The sequence below is a fragment of the Arthrobacter pascens genome (assembly GCF_017052465.1).
Taxonomy (GTDB): domain Bacteria; phylum Actinomycetota; class Actinomycetes; order Actinomycetales; family Micrococcaceae; genus Arthrobacter; species Arthrobacter pascens.
Map to the genome: position 1 here is coordinate 1 of NZ_JAFHKT010000151.1, position 19532 is coordinate 19532.

The window sequence follows — 19532 nt, forward strand, 5'->3', positions numbered from 1 at the left end:
ATCGCGTTTTTCTCGTCAACAGTGAAGCGACGATTGGAATGGCGGACAGGAATAACAAAATCCATCAAAGACCTTCCCCGCCCCGAGTGCCCCGTCCGGTATAGACAGAAACCTGTCACACAAGAGCCTGACACACAGGGGCCCCCGGCCGGTCGTGCGGGCGCAGGCCGGTCATGCGGGCGCAGGCCGGTCGTGCGGTGAAAAGGCGGATGACGCGGCGTGCAGCTAGTTGCGGGCCCTGACCACCACGACTTCGAACGTCTTCGCGTTCGGGACCATGAACTTCGCGTTCACGGCGGCGAGCTTATCCCCAAACAGGGCTGCCGTCGTCGGGATGTTGAAGTTCTTGTTCTTGATGACTTCCTTGACGGTTCCAGAACGGTCGCGGAAATCCACGGAGACGCGGCTGATCTGGTTGAGGAAGTTCTGGACGGCCCAGATGGTGCTGCCCTTCACCACGATGCCGTCGACATTCGGCAGGGTCAGGCCCTTGATCTGGGCGCTCGCTCCGGTCCTGGGGTTGACGGTGTACAGGGCCTGGTTCCCGGAGTGGGCCACCACCAAGGTGCGGTCATTCCGCGCACTGGCGATGCCGTTCAGGTTGAACTGATCGGCCGTGTCAGCTGCGGGCCCCGTCAGTTTCAGCGTCCGGACCGTGCCGAGGCCGCCATGGTCGCCCACCGGCACGAAGTAGAGCTCGGCCTGCTGCGAGTTGGTGAACCAGGCGCCGCGGTCGGTGAGTGCGACGTCGTTGATAAAGGCTGCCTTCCTGGTCAGCTGGATCGTCTTGACGGTCTTGCGGTCATCCGTGTCATACACGTAGGCCTTGCCGGACGCGCCGCCGGCCACGAAGAGGAGGTCGTTCTCGTTGTCAGCCTTCATGCCAACGGCAACCCGGCCGTCAGGCACGTCGATGAACTTCTTGGCGGTTCCTTTGTGGATGTCACCGCGGAAGATGTCTCCCGTGGCGAGGTCCCCCGCGAAGAACGTGCTGCCTTCGCCGGCGGTGATGCCTTCCGCGCCCTTGGCGCCGGGAAGGACGATGACCGGGAGCCGGTCCTTTGAATTGTCCTCGCCGGCCGACGCGATGGGAGCCGGGACGAGAAGAGCCGCGAGGGCCACCAGTCCGGCGGCGGCACGGCGGCGTGCGGAACCTGGATTTTTTGTACTGAAGCGCATGATGCTCTCCGGAGTTGGCTGATTTTCCGTGCGAGCTGGCCGTTGTACGGAAGCTCCGCACGATGGTCCCTTCAGTGTAGATTCGGCCGATATGCCTGACCAGATGCGCAAAACAACCGGCAGCGCCGCCGCCCGGCACATCGTTCCCGAGTTCGGAACGCGGGGGCAATGAGTCCGTAACAGCAGCACGGCAGGATGCAAGCATGAAGCCTAAAGCACCGGTCCCTGCCACGGCTGACTTGAGCTGCGAAGTCTGCGGGCAGATGCCTGAGCCGCCCAAGACCCGCCTCACGGTGGCCAACGTTGCCGTGATGCTTCCCATCGAACTGCTGGTGCATGCCCTGGTGGTGCAGACGCACCTGCCCTATGTGGCCAAGGTCCTGGTCCTGACGCTCACGGCCACGGTCCTGGTGATCTGGGTGGCGGAGCCGTCCGCGGCACGGATCTTGCGCCGCTGGCTCCACGCCCCGGCGCTGCGGCACCGGCGGCGGCTCGGCACCGCGCCCTCCCTGTGGCGGGCACGGACCATCCTGCGGGACCAGCCGGGTTCCCTGAAGAAGATCACACGGTCGCTCGCGCTGCTCGATACCAACATCCTGAGCATCCACGTCCACCCGGTGCGCGGCGGCGTCATGGATGAGTTTGTGCTGTCCGCCCCCGGTGAACTCAGCGAGCGCCAGCTGCTTGACGCACTGAAGGACGGAGGCGGCAGGCAGCCGCAGGTGTGGCCGACCACCGCCCTGGCGATGGCTGACGGCCAGACCAAAGCGCTGAGCCTGGCGGCGCGCATCGCGGCGGCTCCCGATGAGCTTCCGCTGGCCGTGGCGGAGCTGCTGTCCGCGCGGATCCTTGATCCGGAGTCGGAAACCGCCCGGATTCCGGGAGAAACGAACGACGCCGGCACCCTCCTTAAGATCCCCACCGCCTGGCACGGCCCCATCACCTTCTACCGCCCCGGCGAACCGTTCACGCCCGCCGAGTCCGCCCGCGCGCATAGGCTCGCGGAGCTCGCCGAGATCCTGGCCCACGTACCTGCTGGATCCGCGGCGGAGTCCGATCCGGGTCCGGCACCGGCACCGGCACCGGCAGGGTTATAGCCGCACGCGGCAGTCACAATCGGTATTTAGCCGCCATCCGGCTCAAGTTCACAAAAACCCTTGACAGTGTGCCGGGTCACTTCTACCTTTGATTTTGGGATCCCAAATAGGGATCCCAAATCAGCGCCTGGCGCTTCCGGAACCGCCGCTAGAGGCCCCGCTCAAAGTTTTCCGCCGCCCAATCCGCGGCCGCTCGTCCACATCATCAAAGCTCGTTCCCCTGTCCGTGAACTTCCCTGTAAAGGAGAAGCTGTGTCTATCCCCAATACCGAAACAGCGACCACCGAGGCTCAAGGCACCACCGAAGCCCCGGTCGGCGGCAAACCCGGCAAACCCGGCAAAGACGGTGTGCAACGGCGCACCACCGTCCGCTGGAAGCTGTTCCTGCTCCTTTTGGTGCTTGTCGCCGTGAACTACATCGACCGCGGGTCCATTTCCGTGGCCCTCCCCATCATCCAAAAGGAATTCAACCTTGCACCGGAGCTGGTAGGCCTGCTTCTGTCCGCCTTCTTCTGGACCTACGCCCTCATGCAGATTCCCGTGGGCTGGCTGATCGACAAGTTCGGCCCGCGCAAGGTCATGACGGCGTCGTGCGTCGGCTGGGGCGCGGCCACGGCCGCCTCCGGCATGGCCGGCGGCTTCCTCAGCATGTTCATCGCCCGGATGGGCATCGGCGTCACCGAGGCCGGCGTCATGCCGGCCGGCGGCAAGCTCAACGCGATCTGGATGCACAAGTCCGAACGCGGCCGCGGCGCCACCATCCTGGATGCCGGCGCTCCGCTGGGCGCAGGTCTTGGCGGCATCATCATCGCCGGCCTGATTGCCTCCACCGGCAGCTGGAGGTGGGCTTTCGTCATCGCCGGTGCCGCCACGGTCCTCATGGGCCTGGCCGTCTGGTGGTATGTCCGCGACAATCCCCGCGAGCACCGCGGCGTCAACGATGCCGAAGCCGCCTACATTGAAGCCTCCCACGCAGCAGAGGATGCAGAAGCTGAACTGGACGGCAGCAAGGGCAAGCGCGCCCTGCTCCCCTACCTGAAGTTCCGCTCCTTCTGGGCCATGTGCTTCGGCTGGCTGGGCTTCAACGGCGTCTTCTACGGCCTCCTGACCTGGGGGCCGCTCTACCTGGCGCAGGCCAAGGGCTTTGACCTGAAGACCATCGGCTGGTCCACGTTCGTCATCTTCGGTGCAGGCTTCGTCGGCGAAATCCTGGGCGGCAGCATCGCCGACAAGTGGCGGGCAGCCGGCGCCTCGGCCAACCGCGTCATGCGCACCCTGCTGGGCATTTCCAGCGCAGTGGTCATCGGCGGGCTGGTCGGCGTCACCGTGGTGCCCGACCCCACCACCGCCGTCGTCCTGCTCTCCCTGGTCATGTTCTTCCTCCGCTGGGTGGGCCTCTTCTGGAGCATCCCCTCCATCCTGGGCGGCCGGACTAACGCCGGTGTGCTCGGCGGGGCGATGAACTTCAGCGGCAACATTTCCGGCTTTGTCACCCCCATCGCCGTGGGCCTGATTGTCGGCGCGACCGGCTCGTACACCTGGGCGCTGCTGTACTTCGTGGGATCCGCCATCGTGATGGGAGTGTCCGTGCTGACCCTCAACTACAACAAGCGGCTTCCTGTCTAAGCTGGCAGTCCTAAGCCAGCCACGCACCGCCTCCTCCCGCCGCCGGGAGTGCAAGCCCCCCAAGAATCCGAAAGAGAGCACCATGCTTACCGCAGAAGAGACCCAGGACAAGGAACGCCCCCTCCGCGAGGCCGTCCGGGACACCCTCCGCACCCGGATTTTTGAAGGGCACTACGCTCCCGGCACGCGGCTGGTGGAACGCGACCTCGCCGCTGAATTCAACGTGTCCCGGCTGCCCGTTCGGGAAGCCCTGCGCATGCTCCGCCAGGAAGGCCTCATCAGCGACCGGGGAGCGCGCGGCGCGGAAGTCAGCACCCTCAGCCCCAAGGACGTCGAGGACCTGTTCGACGTCCGGCAGTCCCTGGAGGTGCTGGCCTGCCGGCTTGCCGCCGTCCGCGCCACCCGGGAGGACCTGGCCGGCCTCAAAGGCCTGCTCGACGAGGCGGAGCGCTGCCTCGCCAAGGGCGCCGTGATGGAGGCGCACCGGGCCAACAGCGAATTCCACGACGCCATCACCGGCATCGCCGACAACAACTTCCTCAAATCCGCACTGGAACCCCTCCAGGGACGCATGCACTGGCTCTTCCGCCATGTCAGCGACCTGCCGGAACTGATCCAGGAACACCGCGAACTCTACGATGCGATCGCCAGCGGCGACCCGGACCGGGCGGCCGCGCAGTCGGCGTCGCACATCGGCAAGTACCGCGAGCAGTTCCCCGAGGACTTCCGGAAAACCGAACCCACGCTGCATCGGAAGAAAAAATGAAACTGCTCGTCATCAACCCCAACATCAGCGACGATGTCACCGCCCTCATCGAGTCCGAGGCCCTGCGCTCCGCAGCCCCGAAGACGGAACTGGTGGTCCGCACGGCCGGCCACGGCGTGGAGTACATCGAGACCCGCTTCGAGGCCCTGATCGCGGCAGGCGCCGTCGCCGAGATCATCGCCGAATACACCGGCAGGGTCGACTCCTCCGCTGTCGACTGCCCTCCTATCGACTGTGTCGTAGTTGCCGCCTTCGGCGACCCCGGCATGCCGGCCCTGAAGGAACTGGCGGACGTGCCGGTCATCGGCATCACCGAGGCGGCCCTCTGCGCGGCGGCCCTGCAGGGGCACCGCTTCTCCATCATCGCCATCTCGGACCGGATCCGGCCGTGGTACCTGGACTGCGTCGAGCGGTTCGGCCTGGGCGGCCGGCTGGCGTCCATCCGCTCCATCAACGAATCGCTCAACGCCATCGGCTCCGTGCAGCAGGACTTCAGGGAAACCCTGCTGGCACTCAGCCGGCAGGCCGTCACAGAGGACGGGGCCGACGTCGTCATCCTGGCAGGCGCTCCCCTCGCCGGGCTTGCCCGTGAACTTCAGGGGCAGATTCCCGTTCCGGTGGTGGATGGCATTTCCGCCGGCATCCGCATGGCGGAAGCCGTGGTGGGGCTCCAGTCCGGACCCCACCGCGCCGGCGCCTTCGCCCCGCCGCCCATGAAGGCCCGCAGGGGGCTGTCAGAGAATCTCGACGCCGCCCTTGCGTCAGCCCAGACTGCGCCCGCCGCTTCAACAAACTAGGAGGACAATGATGTCCCGCACCCCAGAACTCGTCGTCGCCAACGGCACCGTGGTTAACAGCTTCGGCCGCCAAAACGCCCACATCGTCGTCCAGGACGGCACCATCGTCCGGCTGGTCCCAGCCTCGGAGCCGGTCCCCGAGGCTGAGCGCACCATCGACGCCGCCGGCCGGCTCGTGATCCCCGGCGGAGTGGACGGCCACTGCCACGTGGCCCAGGTGACCGGACGCTTCCGGACCCTGGACGATTACAAAACCACCTCCACCGCGGCGCTGTGGGGCGGCACCACCACCATCATCGACTTCGGCATCCCCCGCGACGCCCAGGAAACCCCGCTGGCGGCCGTGCTGCACAAAAAGGAGCTGGCGCAGGAATCCCGCTGCGACGTCGCGCTCCACGGTTCGGTGGTCAGCTGGGACGAGACCGTGCCGTGGCAGCTGGGACAGCTGGCTGCCGAGGGCGTGCGGTCAGTCAAGATGTACACGACCAACCGCGGCACCACCATGGCGGACGGGGACACCATCCTGAAAGTCATGCGCGAGATGGTGCGGCTGGACGGCCTCACCTACATCCACGCCGAGCACGACCCCATCATCGCGGACTGCACCGCACAGCATGCCGACGACGGCCGGATCGGCATCGAGCATCTGCACCGGACCCGCCCGGAACTGGCCGAGGAGATATCGGTCAAGGAAACCCTGGCCATGGCCGAATACACCGGGGCTCCCGTGTACTTTGTGCACCAGTCGACGCCCGGCGCCGTGGACCTGGTCGCCGAGGCCCGCAGCGCCGGCCAGGAGGCGTATTCCGAGACCTGCCCGCACTATCTGACCCTGGATGACACGGTGTACGGCTCCGCCTTTCCCGAGTGGTACGCCTGCTGCCCGCCGATGCGGAGCGCCGAAACCGTCGCCGCCCTCAAGGAGCGACTGGCTGCCGGCGCCATCCACACGGTCTCGTCGGACCACTCCTGCTACGACCTTTCGCAGAAGCGCGAGCGCACCGATGACATCCGGGCCATGCCGCACGGCCTGCCCGGCGTGGAAACGCGGATGCCCGTCACATTCACCGCCATGATGGAATCCGCCCGCAACACGGTCGAGGACTTCGTTGAGGTCTTCTCCGCCGGGCCCGCCCGGATCAACGCGGTCCCGGGCAAGGGGGCCATCGCCGAGTGCTTCGACGCCGACCTTGTGATCTTCGATCCCGCCGAGGAACGCACCGTCGACGGCGGCAGCCTCCACATGGGCACGGACTTCTCCCCGTTCGACGGCGTCCGGCTCACCGGCTGGCCCGCCGTCGTGGTCGCCGCCGGGCGCGTGGTGGTGGACGCCGGAGCCTTCCACGATCCCGGCCCGGTGGGCCGCTTCGTGGCCCGCAACGGCTTCCGCGAGCACACAACAGCACCGGCCGCTACCCCCGCGACAGTCTAGGAGCACGCATGCCATCCACAACACGCAAGACCCGCATCGGCATGATCGTGCCGTCCTCCAACACCTGCCTTGAACCGCAGAGCTACCGCATCCTGGGTGACCGGGACGACGTCACCATCCACTTCACCCGGATCCCCGTGACCCGGATAGCCCTGGACGATTCCTCCGACAAGCAGTTCGATCCGGCCGTCATGCGCGAAGCGGCCGGGCTCCTCGCGACGGCGGACGTGGACGTCATTGCCTGGAACGGCACCTCAGGGTCGTGGCTGGGAGCGGACCACGACAGGGAACTGGTGCGGGAGATTTCCGACGCCACCGGCATACCGGCCACCACGTCCACGCTGGCCTACCTGGAGGCGTTCCGGCAGTTCGGCACGGAGCGGATCGGGCTGTTCACGCCTTACACGGAGGACGTGAACCTCGCCGTCATCGCGTCCTACGAGCGGGACGGCATCAAGACGGTGGGACACCGCGGCCTGGGCCTGAGCGACAACGAGTCCTTCGGCCGGGTCACCGACGAGGAGATGCGCCCCGGCTCGCTGGAACTGGCGGCGGCAGCGCCGGACGCCCTGGTCTACCTGTGCACCAACCTGTACGGTGCCAACATCGCAGCCGAAGTCGAAGCCGAAAGCGGTGTCCCCGTACTGGATTCGGTGGCAGTGACCCTGTGGCACTGCCTTAAGCTTGCCGGGTCCCCCTTGCTCGCACCAAGGTGGGGCAGGCTGCTGGCGGACTGACCCCAGCAGCCCAGACAAGACAGACGGCGGCGGGGTGCCCACTGGGAGCGGCCCGCCGCCGTCGACTCAAAAGCTACATGCGAATCTTGAGCGCCCCCGGCTCCAGGCGGATGGCGAGGTGTTTTCCGGCGCCGACGTGGTCGCCGTCGAGCTGGAACTCCTGTTCGTGCTCCAGGGTCACCTCTGCGCTCTTGCCTTGGAAGTACTCGGCTGATTCCTTCTCGTTCTTCCTGCGGCCGAAAATGCCGGCAATCACGCCCAGCCAGCCGAACCTGCCGCGCGGGGCGAGGACCAGCAGGTCTAGGAGGCCGTCGTCGATCTTCGCCTCCGGGAAAATCTCTATTCCTCCCATGATCCGGCCGCAGTTGCCGATCATCACACTGCGGATCCGGCGTTTGACCGGATGCTTGTCGTCCACCTTTATGGTGGCCCTGATGGGCTTGCCGGGAAGCTTGCGGATGCCCGCTTCAACGTAGGCGAGCCAGCCCATTCGGTCCTTGAGGACGTCCACGGTGTCCGCCATGATTGCGGCGTCATAGCCGACGCCGGCCATCACAACGAACACGTTCTCGTCCTCCGAGCGGTCGAATCTGCTCCTGACCACGTCCACTGTGCGTTCCGTGCCGTTCAGCACGTCATAGGCGGCCGAGACGGGGTCAGAGATGTCAACGCCCAGGTTGCGCGCCAGCAGGTTGCCGGTTCCGAGCGGCACGAGCCCCAGCGGGGTGTCGGTGCCGGCGAGCACCTCGGCAACGCAGCGCACGGTTCCGTCGCCGCCGGCGGCGATGACGACGTCGACCCCCGCCTCCAGTGCCTCGCGCGTCTGCCCCACACCCGGGTCCTCAACGGTGGTCTCCAGCCACAGCGGCTCGGCCCAGCCCTGCGTATCGCACAGCCGGATCAGCGAAGCGCGGAGGTCGGCGCCAACGGCCTTGGCCGGGTTGATGACCACGGCGGCCCGTTGCGGCGGGGAGGCGTTGTTCGCTGTCATGATGTCCTTCTGCTGGTGAGGGCGGCAAAGCCACGGAATCAAATCGTAGCCGGGTTCCGCATCAATGCGCAGCATGCTTTCTTTAATTCGGCCGTTACTTCAAGCAGTCGCCTTGCTCACATGGGCGTCACCGCTCCGGGCACTCTTACAGCGCCTTGACGGCCCCTAGCACCTTCGTCAGGGACTCCTTGGCGTCGCCGAAAAGCAGGGTGGTCTGCGGCTCGTACATGAGGTCGTTCTCGATCCCCGCGAAGCCAGGGCGCAGCGAACGCTTGAGGAAGACCACCTGCCGCGCATCGGCCACCTCGAGGATCGGCATGCCGTAGATGGGCGAGCCGGCGGACGTCTTGGCCGCGGGGTTGACGACGTCATTCGCGCCGACCACCAGCGCCACGTCGGCGGTGCGGAACTGGGAGTTGATTTCGCCCATCTCCTTGAGCGACTCATAGGGCACATTGGCTTCGGCCAGCAGCACGTTCATGTGCCCCGGCATGCGTCCGGCGACCGGGTGGATGGCGAAGTCCACGCTGATGCCCCGGGACTCCAGGGCCAGGGCGAGTTCGGCGGCGGTGTGCTGTCCCTGCGCCACCGCGAGGCCGTACCCGGGCACGATGATCACCCGCTGCGCGTAGCCCAGGAGCACTGCCACGTCCTCCGCGCTGGAGGAGCGCACGGGGCGGTCGCTGACCGCCGTCGATCCCGCCGTCGAACCTCCCCGGAATGCCCCGAAGAGGATGCCGGCAACACTGCGGCCCATGGCCGCCGCCATGGCCCGGGTCAGGATGGTGCCCGACGCGCCCACCAGCGTGCCCGCCACCACCAGGAGCACGTTGCCCAGCACCAGGCCGGACGCGGCGACGGCGAGTCCGGTGAAGGCGTTGAGCAGCGAAATGACGATCGGCACGTCCGCCCCTCCGACCGGCAGGACCAGCAGCACGCCGGCCACCAGGCCGAGCAGCAGGAGTACCAGGGCGAGCGCCAGCGAACCGCCCAGGACGACAGCGGCCGCGGCACCCACCGCCGCCAGCAGCACGGCGCCCATCACGGCCGGCAGCCCCGGGAACACCACCGGGCGGGTGGTCATCAGCTCCTGCAGCTTGGCGAACGTGACGGCGGAACCGGAGAAGGAGACGGCACCGACCAGCAGCGTGAAGACGACTGCGAGGCGCATCCAGCCGTCGTCGGCCGCCGGGAGCTCGAGGAGCGCGACTAACGCGGCCGCACCGCCACCCACCCCGTTGAAGAGCGCCACGAGCTGCGGCATCTGGGTCATCTTGACCCGCCGGGCCACCGGAGCGGCCACGCCGGATCCCACCGCGATGGCGCCCAGGATCCACGGGATGTTGTCCAGCCGGACGGAAAAGAAGACGGTCACGACGGCGACCAGCGCACCAAAGGCGCCGATGAGGTTGCCGCGGCGTGCCGTGCGCGGCGAGTTCAGGCCCTTGAGGGCGAGGATGAAAAATACGGCCGCCGCGAGGTAGAGCAGCGACGTCAGCGTGGGGTCAAGGAGCGTCACTTGACACTCTCCTTGCCTTCGCGGGACATGTCTTTCTGGGCCGTGCCCTTGCGGGACGTGCCGGGCTGTTTCTCCACCTTGCCCGGGCGTCCCCTAAACATTTCCAGCATCCGGTCCGTCACCACGAAGCCGCCGACAAGGTTGGCGGTGGCGAGCACGACGGCGAGGAGCGCGACGGCGAGCACCCACGGGTGTGCGGCCTGGCCTGCCACAATGATGGCACCCACCAGGATGATGCCGTGGATGGCGTTGGCCCCGGACATCAGCGGCGTATGCAGCGTGCTGGAGACCTTGGAAACCACTTCGAAGCCCACGAAGACCGCCAAAACGGTGATCGTGAGCAGGCTGATGCCGTCCATCAGACCACCCCCTCGTTCTCTGACGCCTTCTCTGTTTCCGCGGCGAGCACCGCGAGCGCCTCCGCCGTGGGCTGATGCCGCACCACGCCGTCGTGCGTCAGGCAGGCACCGGCAATCACATCGTCGTCGAAATCCGGCGCGACTGTGCCGTCACGCGTCATCAGGGCCAGCAGGTTGGCCACGTTCTTTGCGTACAACCGGGAGGCGTCGGTGGGCATGGCGGACGGCGCATCCTTCAGGCCCACGACGGTGACGGCGCCCCGGCCGTCGGCGGTGGGGAACTGGACGTCCCGGCCCGGCAGGGAGCCCTCCACGTTGCCGCCGGACTCCGCGGCAAGGTCGACGACGACAGATCCCGGACGCATGCCCTGCACCATCTCCCGGGTCACCAGGAGCGGTGCGCGCCGCCCGGGGACGGCCGCCGTCGTGATCAGCACGTCCGCCTCGGCGACGTGCGGCGCCAGCAGCCGGCGCTGCAGGGCACCGCGGTCGGCGCTGAGCTCGCGCGCGTAACCGCCGGACGCCTCCGCCGTTTCAAGGTCCAGTTTGATGAACGTGCCGCCCATCGACGTGACTTCTTCCGCAGAGGAGGGGCGGATGTCATTGGCCGAAACGCGCGCCCCGAGCCTCTTCGCCGTGCCGATGGCCTGCAGCCCGGCCACGCCGACGCCGAGCACCAGCACCCGCGCGGGCGGGACGGTTCCTGCCGCCGTCATGTAGAGGGGAAAGAACCGCGGCAGCCGGATGGCCGCCTCCAGCACGCAGCGGTAGCCGGCCACGAGCGCCTGCGAGGACAAGGCATCCATGGACTGGGCGCGGGAGATCCGCGGGACGAGTTCCAGGGCGAACGACGTGACGCCGCTGTCGGCGAGTTCCCTCACGGTGGCGAGTTCGGACGACGGCGACGCCAGCCCCACAGTGACGGTCCCCCGGCGCAAGGCGGCCGCCGTCGGAAGCTCAAGCGGGCGGACATGGGCGTACACATCGAGTTCCCCGAGGTCCAGGTCCTGCACCACCATGGCGCCGGCCTGAAGGTAGTCGTCGTCACCGTGCCCCGCGAAGATTCCTGCCCGCGACTCCACCTGCACCTCAAGGCCCAGTCCCGTCAGCTGCTTCACGGTCTCCGGCGTCGCGGCGACCCGCCGCTCGCCCTCCCGGCGCTCACGCGCTATGCCCAGCTTCACCCGCCACTTCCTTCCAACGGGTGCAGCGGCGCTTACTCTCCGGAGCGGCGCTGCTGCACGTAGTTGGCTAGAGTCTATGGCCCCCGGGCGCCGGAGGGTACGCCAACGATGGGGGCAAATTTCGCGGGGAGCTGGGCTGATTTGCCGCCGGGCCTAGAGAGTGAACCCAGCTGCTGAGGACGGGCTGCTACCTGCCGGTGGAAAAGTCGGCGGAAATCTTTTCTGCCGTGGCCACGATTTCCTTCCGCACGGATTCCAGGAACGCCTCCGGATCGGGCTTGGCTGCCACGGACTGGGCCTGCAGGGAAACGTTGACGGCGGCCACCACCTTCGGGCCGTGATAGACGGGCGCGGCCACGGACATCAGCCCCAGTTCGAGCTCCTGGTCCAGCAGGCACCAGCCTTGGGCCCGTACTGTATCGAGGACGGCCAAGAGTTCCTTCACCGTGCCGATGGCGCGGGGCGTGAGCGGCTTGATCTCCGCCGCGGCCAGGTATTGCTTGAGCTGCTCGGGCGGGAGCGCTGCGAGGAGCACCCTGCCCATCGAGGTGGCATAGGCGGGAAACCGCGTGCCCACCGTGATGCCGATGGTCATGATCCGGCGCGTGGTGACCCGGGCGATGTAGGCGATGTCGGTTCCGTCCAAAACGGCCGCCGACGTGGACTCGCCGAGCTTCAGGGACAGCTCCTCGAGGTGCGGCTGCGCCATCTGCGGAAGGGACAGCCCTGACAGGTAGGCGTAGCCGAGCTGCAGCACCTGGGCCGTCAGCGCGAAGGTCTTCCCGTCGGTGCGGACATAGCCGAGCTCCACGAGGGTGTGCAGGAAACGGCGGGCGGTGGCCCGGGTCAGGTCGGTGCGGGCGGCCACTTCGGTGAGGGTCATGACGGAGTGGTCGGTGTCGAATGCCCGGATCACGGCCAGCCCGCGCGCCAGCGACTGCACGTACTGGTCACTCGCTGCCGGTGCGGTCCCTGCTGCTGCGTCGCTCATGGTTACCAATCCTATGGGCGCGAACGGACACTTAAGCCCCACCCTCCACGCGCGAACTGGCAGCTAATGACCTCAAAAGACGGATTTGAGGGCATTTGCTGCCAGTTCGCGCCGGAAGGAAGGATGGAATTAGGCGGGGTTAGCGTTCGACGGCGGGGGCTGCTGTGAGGGCGACGGGCACCAGGGCCTGGAGCTCCTCGAGGGTGCAGCCGAAGGTCTCGCGGACCTGGACGCCGTCGGGGCCCGTGAGGAACACCGCCTTGTCCGTGTACACCCGCGTCACGCAGCCCACTCCGGTGAGCGGGTAGGTGCAGGCCTCCACGATCTTCGAGGCGCCGTCGCGGGTCAGGAGCGTCATCATCACGAACACGTCCTTCGCGCCCGTGGCCAGGTCCATCGCCCCGCCCACGGCAGGAATCGCGTCCGGCGCCCCGGTGTGCCAGTTGGCGAGGTCGCCGGTGGCGGAGACCTGGAACGCGCCGAGGACGCAGATGTCCAGGTGCCCGCCGCGCATGATCGCGAATGAGTCGGCGTGGTGGAAGTAGGACGCCCCGGGCAGCTCGGTGACGGGGATCTTGCCGGCGTTGATGAGGTCGCCGTCGATCTGGTCCCCGGTCGCCTCAGGGCCCATGCCCAGCATCCCGTTCTCGGTGTGGAGCGTGATGTTCTGCTCGGGCTGGAGGTAGTTGGACACCAGGGTGGGCTGGCCGATCCCGAGGTTCACGAACGAGCCGGGCTTGATGTCGCGGGCCACCAGCCGGGCGAGGTCGTCGCGGCCCAGGGGCTTGTCGCTGGTCTGGATGGACGCTGTCTGGATGCTCATGTCAGGCCACCTTCACAATGCTGTTGACGTAGATACCGGGGGTCACGACGTTCTCCGGGTCCAGCCCGCCGGTCGGCACGATCTCCGACACCTGGGCAATGGTGTGCTTCGCGGCGGCGGCCATGATCGGGCCGAAGTTGCGGGCGGTCTTGCGGTAGACGAGGTTTCCGACGCCGTCGGCCTTGAGCGCCTTGATGAGGGCAACGTCGGCGTGGATGGGGGTCTCGAAGACCTGGCCGCGGCCGTCGATGATCCGGGTTTCCTTGCCCTCGGCGAGCATGGTGCCGTAGCCGGTGGGGGTGAAGAAGCCGCCGATACCGGCGCCCGCGGCTCGGATGCGTTCGGCAAGGTTGCCCTGCGGCACCAGCTCCAGCTCGATCTGCCCGGCCTTGTACATGGCATCGAAGTGCCAGGAATCGGACTGCCGCGGGAAGGAGCAGATCATCTTCCTCACCCGGCCTTCCTTGATCAGCAGCGCCAGGCCCTGGTCGCCCTGGCCGGCGTTGTTGTTCACCACGGTCAGGTCCGTGGCGCCGCCGTCGAGCAGTGCGTCGATCAGTTCGAACGGCTGCCCGGCGTTGCCGAACCCGCCGATCATCACGGTGGAGCCGTCCTTGATGCCGGCCACGGCCTCGCCGACGGTGTCAATGAAATTCAGCATGGTCAGCCCTTAACTCCCGAAGTTACGTTTTCCAGCACCACGGCCAGGCCCTGGCCGACGCCGATGCAGATCGCCGCGACACCCCAGCGTTCGCCGGAGGCCTGCAGTGACCGGGCGAGGGTGCCGAGGATGCGGGTGCCGGAGGCGCCCAGCGGGTGGCCCATGGCGATGGCGCCGCCGTGGCGGTTCACGATCGTGGGGTCGATGCCCCAGGCGTTGATGCAGGCCAGGGACTGTGCGGCGAACGCTTCGTTAAGTTCGACGGCGCCCACCTGGTCCCAGCCGATGCCCGCCTTTTCGAGGGCCTTGTTCGCGGCCTCCACCGGGGCGTAGCCGAAGTACTGGGGATCGTTCGCGTGCGCGCCGCGGCCGGCGATCCGGGCCAGCGGTTCCATTCCCAGCAGCCCGGCGGCGCTCTCGGATCCGATCCAGGCCGCGGAGGCGCCGTCGGACAGCGGGGAGGCGTTGCCGGCGGTGACGGTGCCGTTCTCGGTCCGGAACACCGTCTTCAGCCCGGCGAGCTTCTCGGCCGAGGACCCGGCACGGATGCCCTCGTCCCGGACCAGGTCCGTGCCCGGCACCGGGGCGACGAGGTTGTCGTAGAACCCCTCGTCCCAGGCCGCGGCGGAGAGGTTGTGCGAGTTCGCGGCGAACTCGTCCTGCTGCTCGCGGGTCACGCCGTACTTCTCCCGCAGCCGCTCGGTGGCCTCGCCCAGCGAGATGGTCCACTCCGCCGGCATGGCCTTGTTCACCAAGCGCCAGCCCAGCGTGGTGGAGGCCAGGGTCATGTCCCCGGCAGGGTAGGGCTTCTCCGTCTTCGGCAGCACCCACGGCGCCCGGGACATCGACTCCGCCCCGCCCACCAGCACCAGCTCGGCGTCGCCGGCGTTGATCTGCCGGGAGGCGATGATCGCCGCATCCAGGGACGACCCGCAGAGCCGGTTGACCGTGGTGCCGGGGATCGAGACCGGCAAACCGGCCAGCAGGGTGCCCATCCGGGCGATGTTGCGGTTCTCTTCGCCGGCGCCGTTGGCGTTGCCGAACACCACCTCGTCGATCCGCTCCACGTCGAGCTTCGGGGCACGCTTCACGGATTCACCGATCACGTGCGCTGCGAGGTCATCCGGGCGGACGGCGGCGAGGCCGGAGCCGAACTTCCCGAACGGCGTGCGAACGGCGTCGTACACAAAAGCCTGGTTCATGCGGTCTGGTCCATTTCTGCTGTATCGATTTCTTTGAAGACCTGCTGCGCGGTCTTGAAGGCGGTGTTGGCGGAGGGAACTCCGCAGTAGATGGCGGTCTGCAGCAGGATTTCCTTGATTTCGTCCCTGCTCAGGCCGTTGGTGATGGCCGCGCGGAGGTGCATGGCCAGTTCTTCCCAGTGTCCGTGCGCCACCATGGCGGTGATGGTGACGGCGGAGCGCATCTGGCGGGGCAGGCCCGGACGGGTCCAGATACCGCCCCACGCGATGCGGGTGATCATGTCCTGGAAGTCCTCGGTGAAGGCGTCCTTGTTGGCGTTGGCCCGGTCCACGTGCGCGTCGCCGAGCACTTCGCGCCGGACCACCATGCCGCCGTCGTAAATCTCCTGGCTGGTGGCGTCCGGCTGGACCACACCGTTGCGGGCTGCTTCGCTGCCGCTCATTTGGCTGCTCCTCGGGATTCGGCCCAGAAAATGAGGCTCCGCAACAGCTCGGCCACGTGGGCGGGTGCCTCGGCCGGTGCCAGGTGCGCCACGCCCTCGAGGGTGGCGGCGGAAGCGGTGCCGCCGCCGGCGGTGATTCCGGCCGCCACCTCTTCGGCGAACGACGGCGGCGCAACAGAGTCCTCCGCGCCGGCCACCACCTGGGTGGGGACGGTGATGCTGCCGAGCTCGGCCCGGACGTCGAAGCCTGCCAGGGCCCCGCAGCAGAAGGCGTAGCTGAAGCGGTCGGTGTCGCGGAGGGAGTGCAGCAGGCGGCTGCTCAGCTCCGGTTCGCGGTCCATGAAACCGGGCGCGAACCAGCGCCCGGCCGAGCCCTGGATCATCACGGCGGTGCCCTGCGTGCGGACGGTTTCCGCGCGTTCCTGCCAGGCTTCGGGCGTTCCGAGCTTGGCGCCGGAGCACTGCACGGAAAGGCTCTTCAGCCGGTCCCCGTGCTTGATGGCAAGCTGCAGGCCGGTGGCCCCGCCCAGCGAAACGCCGGCATAGTGGAACGTCTCGCCGGGGGCGATCGAGTCGACGAGTTCGACGACGGCGTCCGCCAGTTCCGCGACGCTGAACGGTTCCGTAGCGGCCGGAGAGACGCCGTGGCCGGGCAGGTCCCAGGCGACGACGTCGACGTCGTTGGCCAGGAGCGAACCGGCCTGCGCCCACACCACCGACGAGGTGCCGAGCGACGGCCCCACGATGAGGAGGGGTTTGTCGCCCAGCGTGCGCTGGGGAGAAAGCAGCACTGCCTTCAGTGTTGGTCTAGCCACGGGAGTCTCCGTTTCCGTCTTTTTCGGTTGGGGTCGGCGCAAAGTCCGGGAAGGCGGCCAGGATCCGCCGCGAGATCCCGGCGGCCTCGCCGAGGTAGCTGGCGGGGTTAAGCAATTCCTCCAGCCGGGCGTCCGAGAGTGTGTCTGCCGGGACTGCCTCGCGGAGCAGCCGCCGGTAGGTGTCCGCCTGCTCGTCAGCGGGAGCCTGCAGGGTCCGGTCGACGACGGTCTGCAGCTGCTGCTTGCCGTCGGCGCCGGATCCGTCAGCGGAAAGCAGCGGCGCCACGGCGGCGGTCACGCCCTCGCTCAGGAGCAGCGGCCCGGACAGGTCCAGGTTGCGGCGCATGCCCTCCGGGAAGACCTGCAGCCCTTCGGCGAGTTCGCGCAGGTGTCCGGCCGCACCCAGTGCCAGGGCGAGCAGCTGGCGCAGGGCCGGCCATTCGCTGTGCCAGGCGCCGTCCGGGCGTTCGTCGTTGAAGGTTGCCGCCGCAAGGTGCAGCTGGGCTGCCAGCGCCGGGGCCTGGAGTGCGGCGCTGCGCACCAGCACGGACAGCACCGGGTTCTGCTTTTGCGGCATGGCGGAGGAAACGCCGCGGCCCGGCGCCCGGGGTTCGGCCACCTCGGCCACCTCGGGGCGGCTCAGGAACAGCACGTCGGAAGCGATCTTGCCGAACGCGTCCACCACTCCGGCCAGGGAATCCCCCAGCGAGGTGACGGCGAGCCGGTTGGTGTGCCACGGCGCCGGGATGGCAGCGAGTCCCAACTGGCTGGCAAGGTCATCGGACAGGGCGAATGGATCCGTGGCCGATCCGGCCGTCAGCACGGTGCCCGCGGCCAGGGTGCCCGCCGCGCCGCCGGTCTGGACGGGCAGCTGGAGGACCTCGAGCCGGCGCGCAGCGGCGGCCAGCCCGTGGAACCACTGCGCTGCCTTGAGCCCGAACGTGAACGGCAGCGAATGCTGCGTCAGGCTCCTGCCTACGCACAGCGTCTCCGCATGCTGCTCCGCGAGGCGGGCGAGCGCCGCCGTCGTGCCTTTCACGTCCGCGAGCAGCGCCGAAACGGTGTTCCGCGCCAGCAGCATGAGTGCGGTATCCAGCACGTCCTGGCTGGTGAGCGAGGTGTGCACCGCACGCAGTGCACCAACACCGGGTGCACCGGCACTCCCGGTGTCCAGGGCCTTGACCTGCGCGCGGAGGTCCGCCAGCAGCGGGATGACCGGGTTGCCGCCGCCCTGCGCCCGCACGGCAATGCCGGCCGGGTCGTAGCGGGACGCGTCGGCAGCGTGGGCCACGACGGCCGCGGAGCCGGCCGGAGCGAGGTCGTGCTTCTCCAGCACCGCAGCCCAGCCGGCCTCGACGGCCAGGATCGCAGCCAGGACGGCACGGTCGCCTGTCAGCGCCGCCACCAGGGGCGACGCCGAAACGGGACTGAGCAGCCCGACGTCACCGTCGCTGCCGGCCGGCTGGGACGTGGTCACTGTGCGGCACCCTCGGTTCCGGTTCCCTCGAAGTCGAGGAAGACGGTTTCGCCCTCGCCCTGGAGGCGGATGTCCCAGGTGAGTCCGCCGTCGGCATCGCGGCGGGCGATCAGGGTCTTGCGGCGCTCCGGGTCCAGCGAGGACAGCAGCGGGTCCGCCGCCAGCGCTTCCTCGTTCTCCGGCAGGTAGATCCGGGTGAAGAGGCGGTTCATCAGGCCACGCGCAAAGACGGCGACCGAGATGAAGGCCGCGGCACCGGGTTTGGTGGGTCCGGGGTTCAGCGTGGTGAAGGTGTACACGCCGGAATTGCCCACGGCGCTGCGGCCGAAACCGGTGAAGGTGTAGCCGTCGCGGACCAGCGAGCCGGTCCGGCGGACGATGTTGCCCTCGGAGTCCGGCTGCCAGATTTCCAGGATGGCGTCGGGGATCGGGTGGCCGGCGCCGTCGTACACGGTGCCCTGCAGGCGGAGGGAACCCGGGGAACCCGGTGCCAGCAGCTCGCGGTCCTTCTCGTAGGGCAGGGCGTAGCCGTAGAAGGGGCCCACCGTCTGGCCGGGTGTTGCGGTCAGCTTACTCATGATCGTCACCTTCCGCCCCGAGGGCTTCATTTTCGGTCCAGGTCCGCTTGGAACCGGTCAAGACGATGTCCCAGTTGTACCCCAGGGCCCATTCCGGCTCGGTGAGGTCGTGGTCGTAGGAGGCCACGAGGCGGTCGCGGGCGTCCTGGTCCACGATCGACTGGTAGATCGGGTCCAGCGGGAAGAGCTGGTCGCCCGGGAAGTACATCTGGGTGACGATGCGCTGGGTGAACTCCGTGCCGAACAGCGAGAAGTGGATGTGCGCGGGCCGCCAGGCGTTGAGGTGGTTCTTCCACGGGTAGGCGCCGGGCTTGATCGTGGTGAAGCGGTAGGAACCGTCCGGGCCGGTGATGCAGCGGCCCACGCCGGTGAAGTTGGGATCCAGCGGCGCCGGGTGCTGGTCGCGCTTGTGGATGTAGCGGCCGGACGAGTTGGCCTGCCAGATTTCCACGAGCTGGCCGGCCACGGGGCGGCCGTCGCCGTCGAGCACGCGGCCGGCAACGATGATGCGTTCGCCCTGCGGCTCGCCGTTGTGCTGGATGGTCAGGTCTGACTCCAGGGCGTGCACGTCCTGGTGGCCGAACGCGGGGGAATGCAGCTCGATGGTCTCCGGGTCCGCGTGGTGCAGGCTCTTGGTGGGGTGGCGCAGGATGCTGCTGCGGTACGGTGCGAAGTCCAGCCGTGGCTGGGTTTCCTTGGGCGCACCGCCCTTCAGGGCCTCGGCGTAGGCCTCGCCGAGCGCCTTGATCTCGGCGCTGAGATCCTGCTGGGTTTCGACGCGGGGCGCCGGAGCAGGGGCAGCCTGGGGGGCCGGCTTGTGCAGGTCGGTCACTGCGTCGGCGAGGTCCTCGGTGA

At 68.1% G+C, this 19532-nt stretch carries 20 protein-coding genes; 6 read left to right on the plus strand and 14 right to left on the minus strand.

The genetic code is table 11. The features are described 5' to 3' along the window. Positions 1–225: 225 nt before the first annotated feature. Positions 226–1179 carry an SMP-30/gluconolactonase/LRE family protein gene (locus tag JYA52_RS18190; RefSeq protein WP_205654664.1) on the minus strand — a complete coding sequence of 318 codons (954 nt, stop codon included), beginning with the start codon at positions 1177–1179 and terminating at the stop codon, positions 226–228. A 203-nt stretch (positions 1180–1382) separates the two neighbouring features. On the opposite strand from JYA52_RS18190, the gene JYA52_RS18195 reads away from it, so the two are divergent. From JYA52_RS18195 to JYA52_RS18220, 6 genes are all read left to right on the plus strand, one after another. After that, a complete protein-coding gene (locus JYA52_RS18195; RefSeq protein ID WP_205654665.1) occupies positions 1383–2276 on the plus strand; it encodes an amino acid-binding protein in 894 nt (297 codons plus the stop codon). Between the two features lie 252 nt (positions 2277–2528). After that, the gene (locus JYA52_RS18200) at positions 2529–3902 is read left to right on the plus strand and encodes an MFS transporter (RefSeq protein ID WP_205654666.1); all 1374 of its coding nucleotides are present in this window, start codon (positions 2529–2531) and stop codon (positions 3900–3902) included. Between the two features lie 82 nt (positions 3903–3984). Continuing rightward, the gene (locus JYA52_RS18205; RefSeq protein WP_205654667.1) at positions 3985–4668 is read left to right on the plus strand and encodes a GntR family transcriptional regulator; all 684 of its coding nucleotides are present in this window, start codon (positions 3985–3987) and stop codon (positions 4666–4668) included. Further along, a complete protein-coding gene (locus tag JYA52_RS18210) occupies positions 4665–5465 on the plus strand; it encodes an aspartate/glutamate racemase family protein (protein ID WP_205654668.1) in 801 nt (266 codons plus the stop codon). The genes JYA52_RS18205 and JYA52_RS18210 overlap by 4 nt, the downstream gene beginning before the upstream one ends. Before the next feature lie 10 nt (positions 5466–5475). Continuing rightward, a complete protein-coding gene (locus JYA52_RS18215) occupies positions 5476–6897 on the plus strand; it encodes an amidohydrolase family protein (RefSeq protein ID WP_205654669.1) in 1422 nt (473 codons plus the stop codon). A gap of 8 nt (positions 6898–6905) precedes the next feature. Then, positions 6906–7634 carry a maleate cis-trans isomerase family protein gene (locus JYA52_RS18220; protein WP_205654670.1) on the plus strand — a complete coding sequence of 243 codons (729 nt, stop codon included), beginning with the start codon at positions 6906–6908 and terminating at the stop codon, positions 7632–7634. 73 nt (positions 7635–7707) lie between these two features. On the opposite strand, the gene JYA52_RS18225 is transcribed toward JYA52_RS18220, so the two are convergent. The 13 genes from JYA52_RS18225 to pcaH all read right to left on the minus strand — a co-directional run bounded on the left by JYA52_RS18225 (position 7708) and on the right by pcaH (position 19509). Further along, a complete protein-coding gene (locus tag JYA52_RS18225; protein WP_205654671.1) occupies positions 7708–8625 on the minus strand; it encodes a diacylglycerol/lipid kinase family protein in 918 nt (305 codons plus the stop codon). Positions 8626–8770: 145 nt separating this feature from the next. After that, positions 8771–10144 carry an NAD(P)(+) transhydrogenase (Re/Si-specific) subunit beta gene (locus JYA52_RS18230; protein WP_205654672.1) on the minus strand — a complete coding sequence of 458 codons (1374 nt, stop codon included), beginning with the start codon at positions 10142–10144 and terminating at the stop codon, positions 8771–8773. Next, entirely contained in the window at positions 10141–10503 is a 363-nt protein-coding gene (locus JYA52_RS18235) for an NAD(P) transhydrogenase subunit alpha part 2 (RefSeq protein WP_205654673.1), read from the minus strand. Before JYA52_RS18235 ends, JYA52_RS18230 begins: the two co-directional genes overlap by 4 nt. After that, a complete protein-coding gene (locus tag JYA52_RS18240) occupies positions 10503–11687 on the minus strand; it encodes a Re/Si-specific NAD(P)(+) transhydrogenase subunit alpha (RefSeq protein ID WP_205654674.1) in 1185 nt (394 codons plus the stop codon). The genes JYA52_RS18235 and JYA52_RS18240 overlap by 1 nt, the downstream gene beginning before the upstream one ends. A gap of 187 nt (positions 11688–11874) precedes the next feature. Then, entirely contained in the window at positions 11875–12678 is an 804-nt protein-coding gene (locus JYA52_RS18245; protein WP_205654675.1) for an IclR family transcriptional regulator domain-containing protein, read from the minus strand. A gap of 139 nt (positions 12679–12817) precedes the next feature. Beyond that, positions 12818–13501, minus strand: coding sequence for a 3-oxoacid CoA-transferase subunit B (locus tag JYA52_RS18250; protein WP_205654676.1), 684 nt, complete (start codon positions 13499–13501; stop codon positions 12818–12820). A 1-nt stretch (position 13502) separates the two neighbouring features. Continuing rightward, positions 13503–14162 (minus strand): 3-oxoacid CoA-transferase subunit A, encoded by a 660-nt coding sequence (locus JYA52_RS18255; protein ID WP_205654677.1) that lies wholly within the window; start codon positions 14160–14162, stop codon positions 13503–13505. Between the two features lie 2 nt (positions 14163–14164). Then, positions 14165–15364, minus strand: a complete 1200-nt coding sequence (locus JYA52_RS18260; RefSeq protein ID WP_205654678.1) for a thiolase family protein — start codon at positions 15362–15364, stop codon at positions 14165–14167. Further along, positions 15361–15807, minus strand: a complete 447-nt coding sequence (gene pcaC, locus JYA52_RS18265) for a 4-carboxymuconolactone decarboxylase (RefSeq protein ID WP_205654679.1) — start codon at positions 15805–15807, stop codon at positions 15361–15363. Before pcaC ends, JYA52_RS18260 begins: the two co-directional genes overlap by 4 nt. After that, the gene (locus JYA52_RS18270) at positions 15804–16622 is read right to left on the minus strand and encodes an alpha/beta fold hydrolase (protein WP_205654680.1); all 819 of its coding nucleotides are present in this window, start codon (positions 16620–16622) and stop codon (positions 15804–15806) included. Before JYA52_RS18270 ends, pcaC begins: the two co-directional genes overlap by 4 nt. Beyond that, entirely contained in the window at positions 16615–18099 is a 1485-nt protein-coding gene (locus tag JYA52_RS18275; RefSeq protein WP_205654681.1) for a lyase family protein, read from the minus strand. Before JYA52_RS18275 ends, JYA52_RS18270 begins: the two co-directional genes overlap by 8 nt. Beyond that, complete coding sequence (gene pcaG, locus JYA52_RS18280) at positions 18096–18677, minus strand: protocatechuate 3,4-dioxygenase subunit alpha (RefSeq protein ID WP_205654682.1); 582 nt, start codon at positions 18675–18677, stop codon at positions 18096–18098. The genes JYA52_RS18275 and pcaG overlap by 4 nt, the downstream gene beginning before the upstream one ends. Beyond that, positions 18670–19509, minus strand: coding sequence for a protocatechuate 3,4-dioxygenase subunit beta (gene pcaH, locus JYA52_RS18285; protein WP_307869481.1), 840 nt, complete (start codon positions 19507–19509; stop codon positions 18670–18672). Before pcaH ends, pcaG begins: the two co-directional genes overlap by 8 nt. Positions 19510–19532 lie beyond the last annotated feature (23 nt).

Bases quoted from the DNA above. Each gene is read 5' to 3' on its own strand.
- JYA52_RS18215 (WP_205654669.1), top strand. From the start codon at position 5,476: ATGTCCCGCACCCCAGAACTCGTCGTCGCCAACGGCACCGTGGTTAAC.
- JYA52_RS18225 (WP_205654671.1), bottom strand. From the start codon at position 8,625: ATGACAGCGAACAACGCCTCCCCGCCGCAACGGGCCGCCGTGGTCATC.
- pcaC (WP_205654679.1), bottom strand. From the start codon at position 15,807: ATGAGCGGCAGCGAAGCAGCCCGCAACGGTGTGGTCCAGCCGGACGCC.
- pcaG (WP_205654682.1), bottom strand. From the start codon at position 18,677: ATGAGTAAGCTGACCGCAACACCCGGCCAGACGGTGGGCCCCTTCTAC.
- JYA52_RS18190 (WP_205654664.1), bottom strand. From the start codon at position 1,179: ATGCGCTTCAGTACAAAAAATCCAGGTTCCGCACGCCGCCGTGCCGCC.
- JYA52_RS18210 (WP_205654668.1), top strand. From the start codon at position 4,665: ATGAAACTGCTCGTCATCAACCCCAACATCAGCGACGATGTCACCGCC.
- JYA52_RS18260 (WP_205654678.1), bottom strand. From the start codon at position 15,364: ATGAACCAGGCTTTTGTGTACGACGCCGTTCGCACGCCGTTCGGGAAG.
- JYA52_RS18235 (WP_205654673.1), bottom strand. From the start codon at position 10,503: ATGGACGGCATCAGCCTGCTCACGATCACCGTTTTGGCGGTCTTCGTG.
- JYA52_RS18195 (WP_205654665.1), top strand. From the start codon at position 1,383: ATGAAGCCTAAAGCACCGGTCCCTGCCACGGCTGACTTGAGCTGCGAA.
- JYA52_RS18250 (WP_205654676.1), bottom strand. From the start codon at position 13,501: ATGAGCATCCAGACAGCGTCCATCCAGACCAGCGACAAGCCCCTGGGC.
- JYA52_RS18255 (WP_205654677.1), bottom strand. From the start codon at position 14,162: ATGCTGAATTTCATTGACACCGTCGGCGAGGCCGTGGCCGGCATCAAG.
- JYA52_RS18245 (WP_205654675.1), bottom strand. From the start codon at position 12,678: ATGAGCGACGCAGCAGCAGGGACCGCACCGGCAGCGAGTGACCAGTAC.
- JYA52_RS18220 (WP_205654670.1), top strand. From the start codon at position 6,906: ATGCCATCCACAACACGCAAGACCCGCATCGGCATGATCGTGCCGTCC.
- JYA52_RS18205 (WP_205654667.1), top strand. From the start codon at position 3,985: ATGCTTACCGCAGAAGAGACCCAGGACAAGGAACGCCCCCTCCGCGAG.